This is a genomic window from Streptomyces sp. NPDC002520, from assembly GCF_053595235.1.
Genome location: NZ_JBSFXG010000030.1, coordinates 90,900 through 105,083 on the forward strand (window position 1 = coordinate 90,900; position 14,184 = coordinate 105,083).

16 protein-coding genes and 2 pseudogenes are annotated in these 14,184 nt (G+C 72.1%); 11 read left to right on the plus strand and 7 right to left on the minus strand.

Going from position 1 to position 14,184, the window contains the following annotated elements:
* Positions 1–19 precede the first annotated feature (19 nt).
* The 4 genes from ACWD5D_RS32590 to ACWD5D_RS32605 all read left to right on the plus strand — a co-directional run bounded on the left by ACWD5D_RS32590 (position 20) and on the right by ACWD5D_RS32605 (position 3,480).
* Positions 20–772 carry an SDR family NAD(P)-dependent oxidoreductase gene (locus ACWD5D_RS32590; protein WP_451376382.1) on the plus strand — a complete coding sequence of 251 codons (753 nt, stop codon included), beginning with the start codon at positions 20–22 and terminating at the stop codon, positions 770–772.
* Positions 773–856: 84 nt separating this feature from the next.
* Positions 857–1,312 (plus strand): hypothetical protein, encoded by a 456-nt coding sequence (locus ACWD5D_RS32595; protein ID WP_451376383.1) that lies wholly within the window; start codon positions 857–859, stop codon positions 1,310–1,312.
* Positions 1,309–2,793 (plus strand): dihydrolipoyl dehydrogenase family protein, encoded by a 1,485-nt coding sequence (locus ACWD5D_RS32600; protein WP_451376384.1) that lies wholly within the window; start codon positions 1,309–1,311, stop codon positions 2,791–2,793. The genes ACWD5D_RS32595 and ACWD5D_RS32600 overlap by 4 nt, the downstream gene beginning before the upstream one ends.
* A gap of 315 nt (positions 2,794–3,108) precedes the next feature.
* Entirely contained in the window at positions 3,109–3,480 is a 372-nt protein-coding gene (locus ACWD5D_RS32605; protein WP_451376385.1) for a hypothetical protein, read from the plus strand.
* Here ACWD5D_RS32605 and ACWD5D_RS32610 read toward each other — a convergent pair.
* The 3 genes from ACWD5D_RS32610 to ACWD5D_RS32620 form a co-directional block, all read right to left on the minus strand.
* On the minus strand, positions 3,475–4,182 hold the full coding sequence (locus ACWD5D_RS32610; RefSeq protein WP_451376386.1) for an alpha/beta fold hydrolase: 708 nt from the start codon (positions 4,180–4,182) through the stop codon (positions 3,475–3,477). The genes ACWD5D_RS32605 and ACWD5D_RS32610 overlap by 6 nt on opposite strands.
* Positions 4,183–4,574: 392 nt before the next feature.
* Positions 4,575–5,471: an alpha/beta fold hydrolase gene (locus ACWD5D_RS32615; protein WP_451376387.1), complete on the minus strand. Its 897-nt coding sequence runs from the start codon at positions 5,469–5,471 to the stop codon at positions 4,575–4,577.
* A 141-nt stretch (positions 5,472–5,612) separates the two neighbouring features.
* On the minus strand, positions 5,613–6,584 hold the full coding sequence (locus ACWD5D_RS32620) for an RNA polymerase sigma factor (RefSeq protein ID WP_451376388.1): 972 nt from the start codon (positions 6,582–6,584) through the stop codon (positions 5,613–5,615).
* A gap of 205 nt (positions 6,585–6,789) precedes the next feature.
* On the opposite strand from ACWD5D_RS32620, the pseudogene ACWD5D_RS32625 reads away from it, so the two are divergent.
* Positions 6,790–6,999 (plus strand): annotated as a pseudogene (locus ACWD5D_RS32625) (IS607 family transposase); the annotation flags it as partial.
* A gap of 179 nt (positions 7,000–7,178) precedes the next feature.
* On the opposite strand, the gene ACWD5D_RS32630 reads toward ACWD5D_RS32625, so the two are convergent.
* Positions 7,179–7,700: an N-acetyltransferase family protein gene (locus tag ACWD5D_RS32630; protein ID WP_451376389.1), complete on the minus strand. Its 522-nt coding sequence runs from the start codon at positions 7,698–7,700 to the stop codon at positions 7,179–7,181.
* On the opposite strand from ACWD5D_RS32630, the gene ACWD5D_RS32635 reads away from it, so the two are divergent.
* Together ACWD5D_RS32635 and ACWD5D_RS32640 are read left to right on the plus strand one after the other, a co-directional pair.
* Positions 7,699–8,289, plus strand: coding sequence for a helix-turn-helix domain-containing protein (locus tag ACWD5D_RS32635; RefSeq protein WP_451376390.1), 591 nt, complete (start codon positions 7,699–7,701; stop codon positions 8,287–8,289). The two genes, ACWD5D_RS32630 and ACWD5D_RS32635, sit on opposite strands and share 2 nt — an antisense overlap.
* The gene (locus ACWD5D_RS32640; protein WP_451376391.1) at positions 8,286–9,503 is read left to right on the plus strand and encodes an MFS transporter; all 1,218 of its coding nucleotides are present in this window, start codon (positions 8,286–8,288) and stop codon (positions 9,501–9,503) included. Before ACWD5D_RS32635 ends, ACWD5D_RS32640 begins: the two co-directional genes overlap by 4 nt.
* Positions 9,504–9,526: 23 nt before the next feature.
* Here ACWD5D_RS32640 and ACWD5D_RS32645 read toward each other — a convergent pair whose 3' ends face one another.
* Positions 9,527–9,949 carry an ester cyclase gene (locus tag ACWD5D_RS32645; RefSeq protein ID WP_451376401.1) on the minus strand — a complete coding sequence of 141 codons (423 nt, stop codon included), beginning with the start codon at positions 9,947–9,949 and terminating at the stop codon, positions 9,527–9,529.
* 230 nt (positions 9,950–10,179) lie between these two features.
* On the opposite strand from ACWD5D_RS32645, the pseudogene ACWD5D_RS32650 reads away from it, so the two are divergent.
* The 3 genes and pseudogenes from ACWD5D_RS32650 to ACWD5D_RS32660 form a co-directional block, all read left to right on the plus strand.
* Positions 10,180–10,335, plus strand: a pseudogene (locus tag ACWD5D_RS32650) (M55 family metallopeptidase); the annotation flags it as partial.
* Between the two features lie 143 nt (positions 10,336–10,478).
* Positions 10,479–10,697 (plus strand): hypothetical protein, encoded by a 219-nt coding sequence (locus ACWD5D_RS32655; protein WP_451376392.1) that lies wholly within the window; start codon positions 10,479–10,481, stop codon positions 10,695–10,697.
* Between the two features lie 289 nt (positions 10,698–10,986).
* Positions 10,987–11,430: a VOC family protein gene (locus tag ACWD5D_RS32660; RefSeq protein ID WP_451376393.1), complete on the plus strand. Its 444-nt coding sequence runs from the start codon at positions 10,987–10,989 to the stop codon at positions 11,428–11,430.
* A gap of 33 nt (positions 11,431–11,463) precedes the next feature.
* On the opposite strand, the gene ACWD5D_RS32665 is transcribed toward ACWD5D_RS32660, so the two are convergent.
* Both ACWD5D_RS32665 and ACWD5D_RS32670 read right to left on the minus strand, forming a co-directional pair.
* A complete protein-coding gene (locus ACWD5D_RS32665) occupies positions 11,464–12,354 on the minus strand; it encodes a 3-hydroxyacyl-CoA dehydrogenase NAD-binding domain-containing protein (RefSeq protein WP_451376394.1) in 891 nt (296 codons plus the stop codon).
* Positions 12,355–12,609: 255 nt separating this feature from the next.
* Complete coding sequence (locus ACWD5D_RS32670; RefSeq protein WP_451376395.1) at positions 12,610–13,455, minus strand: SDR family oxidoreductase; 846 nt, start codon at positions 13,453–13,455, stop codon at positions 12,610–12,612.
* Between the two features lie 90 nt (positions 13,456–13,545).
* Between ACWD5D_RS32670 and ACWD5D_RS32675 the strand changes: the two genes are divergently transcribed.
* Positions 13,546–14,136 carry a TetR/AcrR family transcriptional regulator gene (locus tag ACWD5D_RS32675; RefSeq protein WP_451376402.1) on the plus strand — a complete coding sequence of 197 codons (591 nt, stop codon included), beginning with the start codon at positions 13,546–13,548 and terminating at the stop codon, positions 14,134–14,136.
* The last annotated feature ends 48 nt before the right edge of the window (positions 14,137–14,184 follow it).

The following is a 14,184-nucleotide window of genomic DNA, read 5'->3' on the forward strand; positions in this document are numbered from 1 at the left end:
TTCCCGGAAGGATCCGGCCATGACGTCTGCGTCCATGCGGGGAAAGGTCGCGCTCGTGACCGGGGCGACCAGTGGCATCGGCGCTGCCACGGCGCAGGCGCTGGCCGAGCGCGGGGCGCACGTGCTGGTGGCCGGCCGTGACGCCGCTCGAGGCGAATCCGTCGTGGGGGCGATCCGGGAGCGCGGCGGACAGGCGGACTTCGTGAGCGCCGACCTGCGCGACGCCCAAGCGGTACGACGTCTTGCGCACGACGCGCTGGAACTGGGCGGCGGCCGGGTCGACGTCCTGGTCAACAACGCGGGCGTCTATCCCTTCGGGCCGACACGGGAAACGGAGGAGGGCCTTTTCGACACCGTGTACGCGCTCAACGTCAAAGCACCGTTCTACCTGGTGGCCGCGCTGGCTCCGGGCATGGCCGACCGGGGCGCGGGAGCGATCGTCAACGTGACGACCATCGCGGCCGCGCTCGGGATCTCGGGCATGGCGCTGTACGGCTCGAGCAAGGCGGCGCTGAACCTCCTGACGAAGGCGTGGGCGGCCGAGTACGGCCCTCAGGGGGTACGGGTCAATGCCGTACAGGTCGGTCCCACGCGCACCGAGACCACGGCTCAGAGCGAGGAGGACCTGCGGAATCTGGCCGCTCGGGCGCCCGCGGGGCGGCCGGCGTCCGCCGCGGAGATCGCGGCGGCGATCGTGTACCTGGCCGACGACGAGGCGAGCTTCGTGCAGGGTGCCGTCCTGCCCGTGGACGGCGGCCGTACCGCCGTCTGACCTGGCGAGACGGCTGACCTGGTGAGACGGCTGACCCGCTGCCCGGTCGTACACGGACGGCCCGCCTGCCGAGCCAGGCTCGTCGTGTCACGTCCCGTCCGGGAACGACTGGCGAGCGCCACCGCCGAGTACAACAATTGCGAGTACTGCCTGTCCGCTCACACCTTCATAGGGGCACACGTCGGCAAGGCCGACGCCGAGGAACTGGAGCGTGCCCGCGACGGGGAGTCCGCCGACCCGCACACCGCCGCACCGCCGGCCCTGTCCGGCGCCGTCGCGAGCGGGCGCGGCAGCATCGACGACACGCGGCTGAAGGCGGCTCGGGCCGCGGGCGTCACCGACGCCGAGACCGCCCAGGTCGTCGGCAATCCGGCGCCGAACGTCCTCACCGATTACTTCAGCATCCTCGCCGACACCGACACCGACTCCGACACCGAATGGCCGATCGTCCCCGCGCGACCACGGCTGACCGCCGGCCGTCGTCGCACAGCCCAGAACGGCTCGGGATCAGCACCGATCGTGATGCGAGGAATCACATGAGCGAGAGCGAACCGCGCGAAACCCAGGAAACCACCGGCTACGACGTGATCGTGCTGGGTGCCGGTCCGGTGGGCCAGAACGTCGCCGAGCGCGCCCGGGCGGCCGGGCTGTCCGTCGCCGTCGTGGAACGGGAACTCGTCGGCGGCGAATGCTCCTACTGGGCCTGTGTGCCCAGCAAGGCGTTGCTGCGGCCGGTCATCGCGGTCGCCGACGCGCGGCGCGTGGACGGTGCCCGGCAGGCCGTCACCGGCCGGCTCGACACCGACGATGTCTTCGCCCGGCGCAACCGCTACGTCGCCGACTGGGACGACAGCGGGCAGGCCCGGTGGGTGAAGTCCATCGGCGCGGACCTCTTCCGCGGTCACGGCCGTCTGGACGGCCCGCGGCGCGTGACGGTCACCGGCGAGGACGGTTCCCGCCGCACGCTCACGGCCCGCCATGCGGTGGCCGTGGCCACGGGCAGTCTGCCGGTGCTGCCCGACATCCCGGGCGTCGAGGAGGCGCGTCCCTGGACGAACCGGCACGGCACCGACTCCAGCGCCGTGCCCGCCCGGCTCGCGGTGATCGGTGGCGGCGGGGTCGGCGTCGAGATGGCCACCCTCTGGCAGGGACTCGGCGCCCAGGTCACCCTGCTCGCCCGGCGCCGGCTGCTTCCCCGTATGGAGGACTTCGCGGGAGAGCTGGTCGCGCAGGGACTTGCCGAGGCGGGCGTGGACGTCCGGATCGGCGTGCGGGTGACCGCCCTGCGCCGTCCGGATCCCGAGGGTCCGGTCACCCTCACCCTCGACGACGGCGGTGAACTGGAGGCCGACGAGGTACTGTTCGCGACCGGCCGTACGCCCGCCACCGGTGACATCGGCCTGGACACGGTCGGTCTCACCCCCGGCTCCTGGCTGGACGTGGACACCACCTGCCTGGTCGAGGGCGCGGACGGCGACTGGCTGTACGCCCTCGGTGACGTGAACCACCGTGCGCTGCTCACCCACCAGGGCAAGTACCAGGCGCGGACAGCGGGCGACGCCATCGGCGCACGCGCCGCCGGCCTGCCGGTGGACGACGCCCCGTGGGGCGACCATGCCACCACCGCCGACCAGCACGCCGTCCCGCAGGTCTTCTTCACCGACCCGGAGGCGGCGGCCGTGGGCCTGACCGCCGGGCAGGCGGTCGGCGCCGGCCACCGCGTCACGACCGTCGACCTGGACTTCAACGCCGCCCAGGGCGCCAACCTGTACGCCGACGGCTACCGGGGCCACGCCCGCCTCGTCGTCGACCTCGACCGTGAGGTCCTGCTCGGCGTGACCTTCGTCGGCCCCGGCGTCAGCGAGTTGCTGCACTCGGCCACCGTCGCGGTCGCGGGCGAGGTCCCGCTCAAGCGGCTGCGGCACGCGGTCGCCTGCTTCCCCACCGTCAGCGAGATCTGGCTGTTCCTGCTCTCCGCCTACCGGCGCGAACGGGAGACGTCGCGGGCCGCCTCCGCGTGACGTCCCGGCCCCGGACTCCCGTACGAGGCACGGCAGTCGGAGCCCGTGGCGGGGGCGTCCCCGGCGATCCGTGCGGGTGCTTCGGGGCGTTGATCCGGTCCGGCCGGGAACGGGGTGCCCGTTCCCGGCCGGCCGGGTGGGGTGCGCGGTGCGGGGCGTACGCGCAACCCCGGTCCCGGGTCGGTCCGTCGCGCCCGCGGCCTCCTCGATCATGTCGGTGACGACGTCCGGGTGGCTGATCATGACCACGTGGGACGCGCCCGGCACCTCGACGACGCGCGCGTGGGCCCAGGGGATGGTGTGCCATGCGGCGCCGTGGGTCACATCGGTGAAGGAGCGGTCATCACCCACGCGGCGGCGGGCAACCCGAACGTCAAGGCCCTCGTCCACGTCGCCGCGTCCGTCCCCGACACCGGCGAGAAGCTGGGCGACCTCGTCCAGCGCTACCCCGGCAGCGAGATCCAGGCCGCCCTGGACCAGGTGCCGTTCACCAACCCCGACGGCACCACCGGAACGGACCTGTACATCAAGCCCGACCGGCTGCGGGACGTGTGCCCCGCCGACGGCTGCCGCGTTCGGTCGCCGATGCCGCGGGAGTCAGCGTGGCGAGGGCGGCGGCGCCGGCCAGGGCCACCGCCGCGACGGCACCGACGGTGTGGTTCCGGCGTCTGCGAGAGGACGTCATGACGATGCTGCTGTTCCGCGGGCAGCCTGCTTGACGAGGTCGGCGACGGTGTCGGGCTGCGACACGTAGATGGCGTGGCTGCCGGGCACTTCGACGGTTTGGGCTCCGATCCGCTCGGCCATGGCGCGCTGGGCGGGCGGCGGGATCATGCGGTCGTCGCTCGCCACCAGGTACCAGGCCGGCTTGGTGCGCCAGGCAGGCTGCGAGACCGCCCCGCCGAGGGCGGCCACGCCCCAGGGCACCTGGGAGTCGGCCATGAACTCGGCCTGGGCGCGGGGCAGATCGCCGGCGAAGGAGTCGGCGAACTTGTCGCGGTCCAGAAACAGGAAGCCCTGGTTCGGCGGCAGGATCGGCGGTACCGGGGCTCCCGGCGGCGGGTCGGCGATCAGGGTGTTCACCGACTCACCCTTGTCGGGGGCGAACGCGGTGACGTAGACCAGCGACGTCACCTTCTCGTGGTTGCCCGCCTCGCTGATCACGGCTCCGCCGTAGGAGTGGCCGACCAGGGTCACCGGACCCGTCATCCCGTCGATCACCTGCCGGGTGGTGGCGACGTCGTCCTCCAGGGAGACCGTGGAGTTCTGCACAATGGCCACGTCATAGCCGTCAGCCCTGAGGGCGTCGTAGACGCCCTGCCAGCCGGAGCCGTCCACGAAACCGCCGTGGACGAGCACGACGTTCCCCCGCGGTGCGCTGTCGTTCATGATTCCTCCCCTGTTCCTCGGGCCCGCGTGTGCGGCCCCGATCGAGAAGACTAGGAATGCGGTCGATTCGGCTTCTTCCGTCATGTGACGTAGTTGCGGCCGAAAGCCGTGTCCCGGGCCGGACACCCCGGCGGCCGGTCCGCACGGCCGCGTCCAGCGACTGCCCGAGACCGCTGTGACTCGGCCGTGCCCTGTAACTCCACGCCGGCGGTCACGACGACGCGCATGCCGCGGTCCGCCGCCCCGGGGCACGGTGGCGGCCGGCAGCGCCGTCTTGCCGGCGCCGGGCGCCTCCGGCGGCAACGGTGGACCGCCGGACCGGGCCACGTTCCCCGGGAAGACGCCCAGGCGCCGGATTCCTCGCCTTTGCGATTACCGCCGTCTCCCGGCGTTCACTCCTGCCCCGCGGCCACGAACGCGGTGACCTCGTCGGCGAACCGTTCGGGCTCTTCGAGGTGGCCGAAGTGTCCGCTGTGCTCCAGCACCACGAGCCGTGAGGCGGGGATCAGCTTGTGCAGCTCTTCGGCCCAGCGCACCCCGCATACGACGTCGTATCGCCCGGCCACGACGAGCGCGGGCACGGTCAGCGTGCCGAGCGCCTCGCGGTCGTCGATCAGGTCGGGTTCGCCGTGCTCGTCCAACCCCGAGATGTGGGCGGCTCGCAGGGATTCCCGCAGGGGTGCCCACCGCTGCGGTTCACTCCAGTAGCCGGCGATGTAGGCCGGCAGCACCCCCCTTGCCGCCGCCAGCATGGCGTCGTCGTCGGCGATGGCCGGGATCGAGGCGAACGCCGCCAGCACGGCCGGCAGTTCCGGGTGGTCTGCGTGCCGTGCTACGAACTCCTGCACCGAGCGCATCGCTTCAGCCCCGTGTTCGGCCCCGGTGACCGGCGCGCTGTCGTAGAGCACGATCCCCGCGAGCCGGCCGGGCCGGTGCAGTGCGTGGTACTGGGCGACGAAGCCGCCGTGCGAGTGGCCCAGCAGGTGCACCCGGGGTACGGCGAGGTGGTCGATCAGCGCGGCCAGGTGGCGGCTGTAGAGGGCTCTGGTGTAGCCGTGGGGATGGCTGGGCAGCCGGTCGGAGCCACCGGTGCCGGCCGGCTCGAGGTAGACCATGGTGAGGTGCTGCTCGAGCAGCGGTGCGCGCAGGTACTCCCAGGCGATCCCGGGCCCGCCGGGATGTGCCACGCACACCGGTCCGGTGCCGTGCACGTGGTAGCGCATGGTGAGGCCGTCCACTTCGAGGGTGTGGACGCCCTCGGCCGACGGGCTGGTGACAGATGGGGTCATCGGAGCTCCCGATCTTGAAGGTGGTCGAACACCGGCAAGATGCGTGAGCCCAGCGAAAGTTCGACCCCGACAGCGTGACGTGGGTCACACCATGTTCGTCACGTCATGCTCGTCACGTCATGTTCACAGATGGCCTCCCTGTCAGGAGACCCCACGCTCCGTCAGGACGGAGTCCCTCAGCGGAACCGGATGGAAGAGACGCAGCTGCGTCACCCGGCCACCGCTGAGGTTCATGATCCACGCCACGGCGGGAGGGCAGTGCCTGGGGTCGTCCGGGGGGTTGATGATGTCCGTCTCCCACACGGCCAGCGACCGCCCGGCGGTCACCTCGACCGGCCGCTGACGCACCCCGGCGGCCAGGTCGCCGTCCATGGCACGGGCCAGCAGATCCCTGCCTCCCATCCGCGTGGCCCCGCTCATCAGGGCGACCTCGGGCGACCAGCGCTCGGCGAGAACCTTGGCGAAGTGCCCCGCCTCGGCGGCGGCGAGCGTGTCACGCACGTCGTCCCAGCCGGCCGCGGTGCGAACCCGGGCGTCGCTGTGCGCGTGCTCCGCCGTGGCGGCCAGGGCGCCGGCGAGCTTGGCCCGCGCCTGGCTCAGCCGGCTGCGGACCGTCCCCACCGGCACACCGCACACCTCGGCGATCCGCTCGTACGAGGTGACGCCCTCGGTGAAGTGGCGGAGCACGAGCGGCATCCGCAAGGTGGGCGACAGCGACTCGACCGCCTCCCACACCCAGTCCCGCATGGCGTGCCGCTCCAGCACCTCGTCCGGGCCGGCGTCCGGGTCCGGCAGGGACAGCGTGCCCAGGGGCTCGGCGGGCCGGGAGTCACGCAGCAGCGTCCGGCACTTGTTGCGCACGATCATCCGCAGCCACGGCCCGACCGCTCCCGGATCCCGCACGTCCCCGACACGGGTCAGGGCGACGAGCGAGGCGTCCTGCAGGACGTCGTCCACGTCCGGGCCGGGGCCCAGCATGCTCAGGGCCACGGCCCGCATGCCCGCCCGATGCCGCTCGAGCAGGAGCGCCAGAGCGGTCACGTCACCGGCCTGCGCCCCTGCGATGAGCGCGACGTCCTCGGTGTCCGCGCCCGCTCCCCCATGCACTGTCACAGTCCTCCCGCAGCCCTCGCTCACCGCGCCGGCTGAGGATAGACCACCCGGAGCGTCCGCACTCTTCCGTTCCTGCGGATCACGAGCCAGGACAGGGTCGACGGACAGAGGTTGACGGCACCGACGGGGTGCGGACTGCACTCTTTCTAGTGATACATGAGCGATCGTCAGCATTCATGAGTGAGCCCTTCGTACGGTCGTGGGCGTGAATCTGACCGAGTGGGCCAGGGCCCAGGGTGTGCATCCGCAGACGGCGCGGCGGTGGTTCCGTGAGGGGACCCTGCCCATGCCCGCGCGGCGTGTGGGCCCGCGCACGATCCTGGTGAACGTGGAGGCGAACGCGGCTGCGCGACTCACCGGGGGCGTGGGGCTGTACGCCCGGGTTTCCTACCGGCTCCTGCACGAGGGCAGGAGCAAGGGCCGCGCGGTCATCACTCCGGATGCGTGAGCGCCCTCAGCCGTCCGGCGCCGGGGTCGCGTGATCGCCTTGCCCGAGGCCGCGCGTGATCCCCGCGCCCGAGGCGGGGTGCTCGCTCCGTCCGAATCCGCGGACCGCCCGTCCGCCGAGCCCTGACCGCCAGCCGCGGCGGCAGCTCAGCCGAGCTGCAGTCGCATGAGCGCGAGGTCGAGCCAGCGGCCGAACTTGGTGCCGACCTCGGGGATCGTTCCGACGACGTGGAACCCGAACCGTTCGTGCAGCCGGATCGACGCGGTGTTCTCGGCCTCGATGCCGGCGATCATGACGTGGTGGCCGGCTTCGCGCGCGGAGGCGATGAGGGCCTCGAGGAGTACGGAGCCGATGCCGAGGCCGTGCCGGTCGCTGCGGACGTAGACCGAGTTCTCCACCGTGTGACGGTAGCCGTCCAGCTGCCGCCACGGTCCGTAGACCGCGAACCCGGCCACCTCGCCCTCCACCTCGGCCACGAACGCCGAGCCGCGCTCCAGGTGTGCGGCCAGCCAGGCGGCACCCTCGGCGGCGGACTGCGGGGTGTGCGTCCACAGGGCCGTCGAGTGCTCGATGGCGTGGTTGCGGATCGCGCGGACGGCCTCCGTGTCGCCCGGCCGTGCGCGACGTACGGTCACGACCACGGACCTTCTCTCGTATATTGGATTCATGTCCAACATAGTAGATCCTCTGGTGGGGCAGATCGCCGCCCGAGTCCGCACCGAACGGGAACGCCGCCGGTGGACCCTGGCCCAGCTCGCGGACGCCTCCGGGGTGTCGCAGGCCATGATCAGCAGGATCGAGCGTGGTGAGAGCAGCCCGACGGCCGTCGTCCTCGGCAAGCTGTCCGCCGCGTTCCAGCTCAGCGTCGCCTCCTTGCTCGCCCTGGCCGAAGGCACGCGGGACGAGCCGGAGGGACGGGCGGGCGTGCGCCGCCGGACCGACACGGCCGAGTGGCGGGACCCCGGCACCGGCTACCGGCGCCGCCAGATCACCGGCCCGCGCTTCCCCGCGGAGGTCGCCGAGATCCACCTGCCCGCAGGCGCCCGCGTGCCCTATCCGGCCGCCGCGTTCGCCTTCGTACGACAGATCGTCTGGGTCCTCGACGGCCACCTGACCTTCCACGACGGCGACACGGTCCACGAACTCGACGCGGGCGACACCATCGAGCTCGGCGAGCCCGCCGAGCGCGTCTTCGCCAACACCACGGACACCGAGTGCCGTTACGCCGTCGTCCTCAGCCGCGGCACACAGCCATGACCCGTGACCTCCCTCGCGGTGGCACGTTCCTCCTGGCCTGCACGGCCGGAACGGCGATCGCGAACAACTACGCCATCCAACCCGCGCTCACCGAGGTCGCCGCCGAACTGGGCGTCCCCCTCTCCGTGATCGGGCTCGTGCCGAGCGCCGCGCTCATCGGCTGCATGACCGGCTTCGCCCTGCTGCTCCCCCTCGCCGACCGTCTCGCCCCCAACCGTCTGGTGGCCGCACAGCTCGCCGCCCTGACCGCGGCCCTCACCCTTGCCGCCCTCGCACCCGGCGCGGGCGTGCTCCTGGCCGCCTACCTGTGCGTCGGCGCGGGCGCCAGTGTCGCCGCCCAGGCCGGCAGCATCGCGGGCCGATACGCCGCGCCCGGCCGGCGGGGAACCGGCGTCGCCACCGTGGCCGCGGGGATGTCGGCAGGCATCCTGCTCAGTCGCCTGGCGGGCGGAGCCCTCGCCGACCTCCTCGGCTGGCGCCGCATGCTCCTCGTCTTCGCCGCTCTCGCTCTGCTCGGCGCTCTCGCCGCGGTCACGCTCCTGCCCCGGCAGCGCCCGCACTCCGACCGCGGCTACCGTGCCGCCCTCACCGCCCTCCCCCCGCTACTGCGCGAGTTCCCGCAACTGCGGCGCGCGGTGGCCGCCGGTGGGCTGTGGTACTTCGCCTTCAACGTCACGTGGGTCGCCCTCGCGCTCGCCCTGGCCGAACCTCCCCTCTCCCTCGGTCCGACCGCCATCGGCCTGTACAGCCTGGCCGGGCTCCTCGGTATGGCCGTCCTCCCGCTCACCGGGCGCCTGGCCGACCGGCACTCCCCGTCAACCGTGATCACCATCAGCATGCTGGCCGCCGCGGCCGGCACCGGGCTGCTGGCCACCGGCCTGAACACCCCGCCGACGACCGCTCTCGGTCTCGCTCTCTTCGACGCCGGCTGCTTCGCCGCCCAAGCCGCCAACACGAGCCGCGTCATCGCCCTCGACCCGCACCGCTCCGGCAGCCTGACCAGCGTCTACCTCGTGCTCTACTTCACGGTCGGTGCCGCCGGAACCGCCCTGGCCGCACCTGTGCTGAGCGCCCTCGGCTGGCCGGGCACCGCCCTCACCGCCGCCACCGCACTGCTCCTCGCCGCCGCCCTCGGGCGCACCGGCGACCGGCAGCCGCACGGCGAGCAGGCCCACGGCCCCGACCACGACGCCGTTCCCGGCCCGCGCAGGTGAACGACGCCCGGCCCGAAAAGGTGTCAGGGAAGCATGCCGAGCTGCCGCATCTGCGAGAAGACGTCCACGACCCCCCAGATCTCGACGACCCGGCCGTCCGCGAAGCGCATGACGAACATCTCGCTGTAGGTGACCGACCTGCCGGTGGGCGCCATGCCCCGGTACTCGCCCAGATGAGTACCCGTGACCGTGTTCCTGGAGACGACCTTGTCTCCCTCGGCGATCGTGTCCTCGACCGCCACGTGCACGTCGGGGAACGCGCGCAGGAGCAAATCCCACACCTGCTTGAGCGCCTGTGTCCCCGTGGCGTCCATCGGAACCGGCGCGTGGAAGAGCACGTCGGGTGCCATGATCTCGTCGATGGTCTTGGCGATGACCGCCGCGTCGCCGCTGTTCACGGCGTCGTGAAGGCGGCTCAGCGTCGCCGTGTTGCTTGACTCCCGCATGGTCGACACGTGGTCAACTCCTCTGTTCTCGCCGGTGATTCCACACCGATGACGAGACAGCACACCGAGCCGTGACATCGGTGGACGTCAGATGGCCGATTCCGGGGTCTCACCGGCGGCCGGTCGAGTCCGGAACTCGGCGATGCCGGGCCGGAGACGGAACCGAGGCAGACGTGGCGGGCGTCTGCCGAACGATCAGGCCCACGGCGTTTCCCCGAGGATTTTGCGAAGTGCGGATCTACGTCAGCGTGGACATGGAAGGCATCACCGGACTCGTCGACGCCACCGATGTCCAGCCCTCCGGCCGGGACTACGAGCGTGGACGGCTGATGATGGCGGAGGACGTCAACGCGGCCGTCCGCGGCGCGCTCAGGGCAGCCGGCACGGGGTCATGACCGGCGTGGCCTGGCCGTCAGGGTGGCCCCGGGCCGTGTCCGGCGGCCGGGACGAGACTGGTTGGCCATTGTGGTGCAGAATGATCTCCTTCCCGGCATGAGCGGCAATCCCTCCCGGCGACAAGGAGCACAGCATGTCCACGGACGCGGTCGCACGATTCCTGGCAGCCCTGGACCCGGAGCACCGGAAGACCGTCGGTGCCAAGCCGCGTGAGGAGCAGGCGATGCTCGCGGCGGCCTGGGAACGCGAACTCGAATCGGACGACGAACTCGACACCCTCGACGAGCTGTCCCCGCCGGCAGCGGAGGCGGAAGCGGCCCGCCGCGTCCTCGAGCGCGAAATCGGCGCCTAGCAGCACCACGGGGGTACGCCCGCCCCGCCGGGCCTCGCCCCCCCGTCCTCGTGAACGTCGGCGGCCGGAGTGGCGCCGACGCGGCGACGCCGTATCGTGGAGTGGTCCGTTCGGCGCGCCGTCTCCGCCGCACCGGCGCGAAAGCCGTCTCCTGTGCGACGTGCGGTTGCCGGGCGACGGCCGTCCGGGACCTGGTCGAACACGCGTGGCCTTGTGTCCACCCCCTGGCGGGGTTCGCGCGACAACGCCGTTGCGGTACGCGCACACTCCTCACCAGGAGGGCTCCACCGTGGACATGAGACTCGAAGTCGTAGTGATCCCGGTCGCGGACGTGGACCGGTCGAAGGACTTCTACAAGGCGCTGGGATGGCGGCTGGACGCCGACTTCAGCGGTACCGACGGCCTTCGCGTGGTGCAGCTGACGCCGCCGGGTTCCGCCTGCTCGGTCATCTTCGGCGACAGTGTCTCCGCGGCCGCGCCGGGCTCCGCCGAGGGCCTGCACCTCGTGGTGACGGACATCGAGGCGGCGCGGGCGGAACTGGCCCGCAACGGGGCCGAGGTGAGCGAGGTCTTCCACGACGCGGGCGGAGTGTTCCACCACGCGGGCACCGACGCCCGCGTGTCCGGTCCGGATCCCGAGCGGGGCAGTTACGCGTCGTACGTCTCGTTCAGCGACCCGGACGGCAACGGCTGGGTGGTCCAGGAGGTCACCGAGCGGCTTCCCGGTCGGTGACCTGCGGAAGTTGACGGGACGGTATGCCGCCGCTCAGTCGCGGCGGCCGCCCACCTGCGGCGGCTCGGGCCAGCCCAGCGGCTTGAGCACGGCCCGGGTCCGCCCGTCCCGGAGGCCGGCCAGACGCTCGTAGGCGTCCTCGCCGGTGCCGTACGCCTGCTCGACCTTGTCGAGGACCTCGTTCCTGCCGGCCGGATCCGGCGTGCCGATCTCGAAGGTCATCTGTGAGGCGACATGCTCGACGAGGTGGCGCATGCCCTCTGGGCCGCCGCCGAGGACGCCGCTCTCGAACGGCCCGATCGTGGCCCATCGCAGGCCGAGCGACGCCCGCACCAGGTCGTCGAGATCCTTCACGTCGATGACGCCCTGCTGCACGAGGTAGGTGGCCTGGTCGTCGAAGACCTTCTGGAGCCGGTTGCCGACGAAGCCCGGGATCTCCTTCTTGAGCCGGATCGGCATCTTGCCCAGCTCGCGGTAGACCTCGGTCGCCCGGTCGACCGTCCGGGCGGACGTCTCCGGCCCGGGTACCACCTCCACCAGCGGCATCAACTCCGGCGGGTTGAACGGGTGGCCGATGACGATCCGGTCGGCCGCCGGGTTGCCCTTGGCGATGACGGACGGCAGCAAGGAGGACGAGGAGGACGCGAGCACCACGTCGTCGCGTGTGTGCGCGGCGAGCACGGCGAACATCTCCTCCTTGACGGACACGCGTTCCGGACCGGCCTCCTGCACGAAGTCCGTGCCGGAGGCGGCAGCGGCCAGGTCGCTCGTCGAGGTCACGGAGAGGCCGGCGAGCTGCTGGTCCACGATGTCCCGCAGGTCCGGACGCGGATCGCTGACGCGCACCTCCCAGCCGGCCGCGCCGAACAGGCGCGCCCAGGAGACTCCGATCACTCCGGCACCGACGATCGTCACTACGGCCACCAGGAAACCCTCCAACGGAACACGGACGGGAGCCCGCCGTACGCGGGATTCGGCCTCCGGTCCGCATTCCATGACACTCGGGGCCGAGCCTGCCGGTGAGTCGACAGGCTCACCGATATGCCCCTTATACCCCTGTCGGTTCCGCTTCTGCGGGGCCGCATAGCCGCTCCCTCGGTCGGCGCAACGGCCGGCCGAGCGCGGCCCCGAACGGACGGCGCCGCGATGACGCGCGCCGCGAGGGCATTAAGGACCGCGCTACCGGAATGCCGGCAGGTTGCGCGCGACCCATGCGCCGAAGGGGGCTGCCGGGCGGTGCAGGACGGTCTCCACGTCGGGGCTGACTCTCTGCTCGGCCGGCAGCGGGACGCCGAGGACGTCCAGAGTGCCGTCGATGACGTCCTCCGGCATGAACTGCGCCATGTGGGCGTGCGCATCCTCACGCGACAGCTCCACGAAGGCCACCTCCTCACCCAGTGCCTCGGAGATGGCCGCGGCCTGGCGCCGTGGACTGATCGGTTCGGGGCCGGTCAGCTCGTACGCGCGGCCCGCATGTCCGTCCTCGCGCAGCACGCTCGCGGCGACCGCGGCGATGTCCGCGGGGTCGACGACGGGCAGCGCCACGTCACCGAACGGCGCGAAGACCGCGCGCTCGGTGCGGACCGTCTCGGCCCAGGCGAAGGCGTTGGAGGCGAATCCACCGGGCCTCAGGATGGTGAAGTCCGGCCCGGACGCACGCACCGCCGCCTCGAACTCCCGCAGCCGGGCATGCGAGGGCGCCTCCGGCCGGGTGGCGCCGACTTGGGAGGAGAGCAGTACGACCCGGTCGATCCCGGCCCCTGCCGCCTCGTCCAGCAGAACCTCCGGGCTCTCGCCCCGGCTGCCCAGTTCGCCGCCCAGCAGCAGGAACAAGGCGCGGGCGCCTTCGAGAGCCGGGCGCAGGCTCCTGGCGTCACCCACATCGGCCTGGGCCCACCGGACCCCGGCCGCGGGGTGTGCGGGCCGGGGTCGCCGCGAGACGGCCACGACCTCCTCCCCCGCCTCGGCGAGCAGTTCCACCAACGTCCGCCCGATGTTGCCGGTCGCACCCGTCACCACGATCACGTGATCCCCCTGAAGTAAGTTAGTTGACTAACTCAGAATCTAGCATGAGGACACCGAGGGCTGTCTATAGTCAGTTGGGTGACCAACTCAGTGAATCGGCGGGCGCGGGCATCGCTGAAGCGTCAGAAGCTCACCGCGGCGGCGGCCCGGGTCCTGCACGAGCAGGGAGTCGAGCGCACCACCCTCGCAGACATCGCGCGCGAGGCGGACGTCCCCGTCGGGAACGTCTACTACTACTTCAAGACCAAGGACGAGCTGGTCCGGGCCGCACTGTCCGAGCACAGCGCGAACCTGGACGAACTCACCGGCCGACTGGCCGAATTGACCGACCCGCGCGACCGTCTCAGGGCGCTGATCGAGGGGTGGGTCGACCAGCGCGACGTCGCCGCGCGGCACGGCTGCCCCACCGGCACCCTCGCCGTCGAACTCGACAAGCGCGCCGACGGAAACCTCGACGCGGAGGCCGGCGCGGTGATACGGCGGCTGCTGGACTGGGCCGGTGGCCAGTTCCGCGAGCTGGGCCTGCCCGACCCGGACGACCTGGCCCTCACCCTGGTCTCCGGCTACCAGGGCATGTCGCTCATGGCCAACGCCCTGCGCGACCCGGACATCATGCGCCGGGAAGGGGCCCGCCTGCTGCGCTGGCTCGACTCCCTTCCGGTTCCCGACAGGCTCGGGTGACCCCAGCGGCCAACCGGACACCCGCCGTGGGGGGGGGGGGAGCGGCGC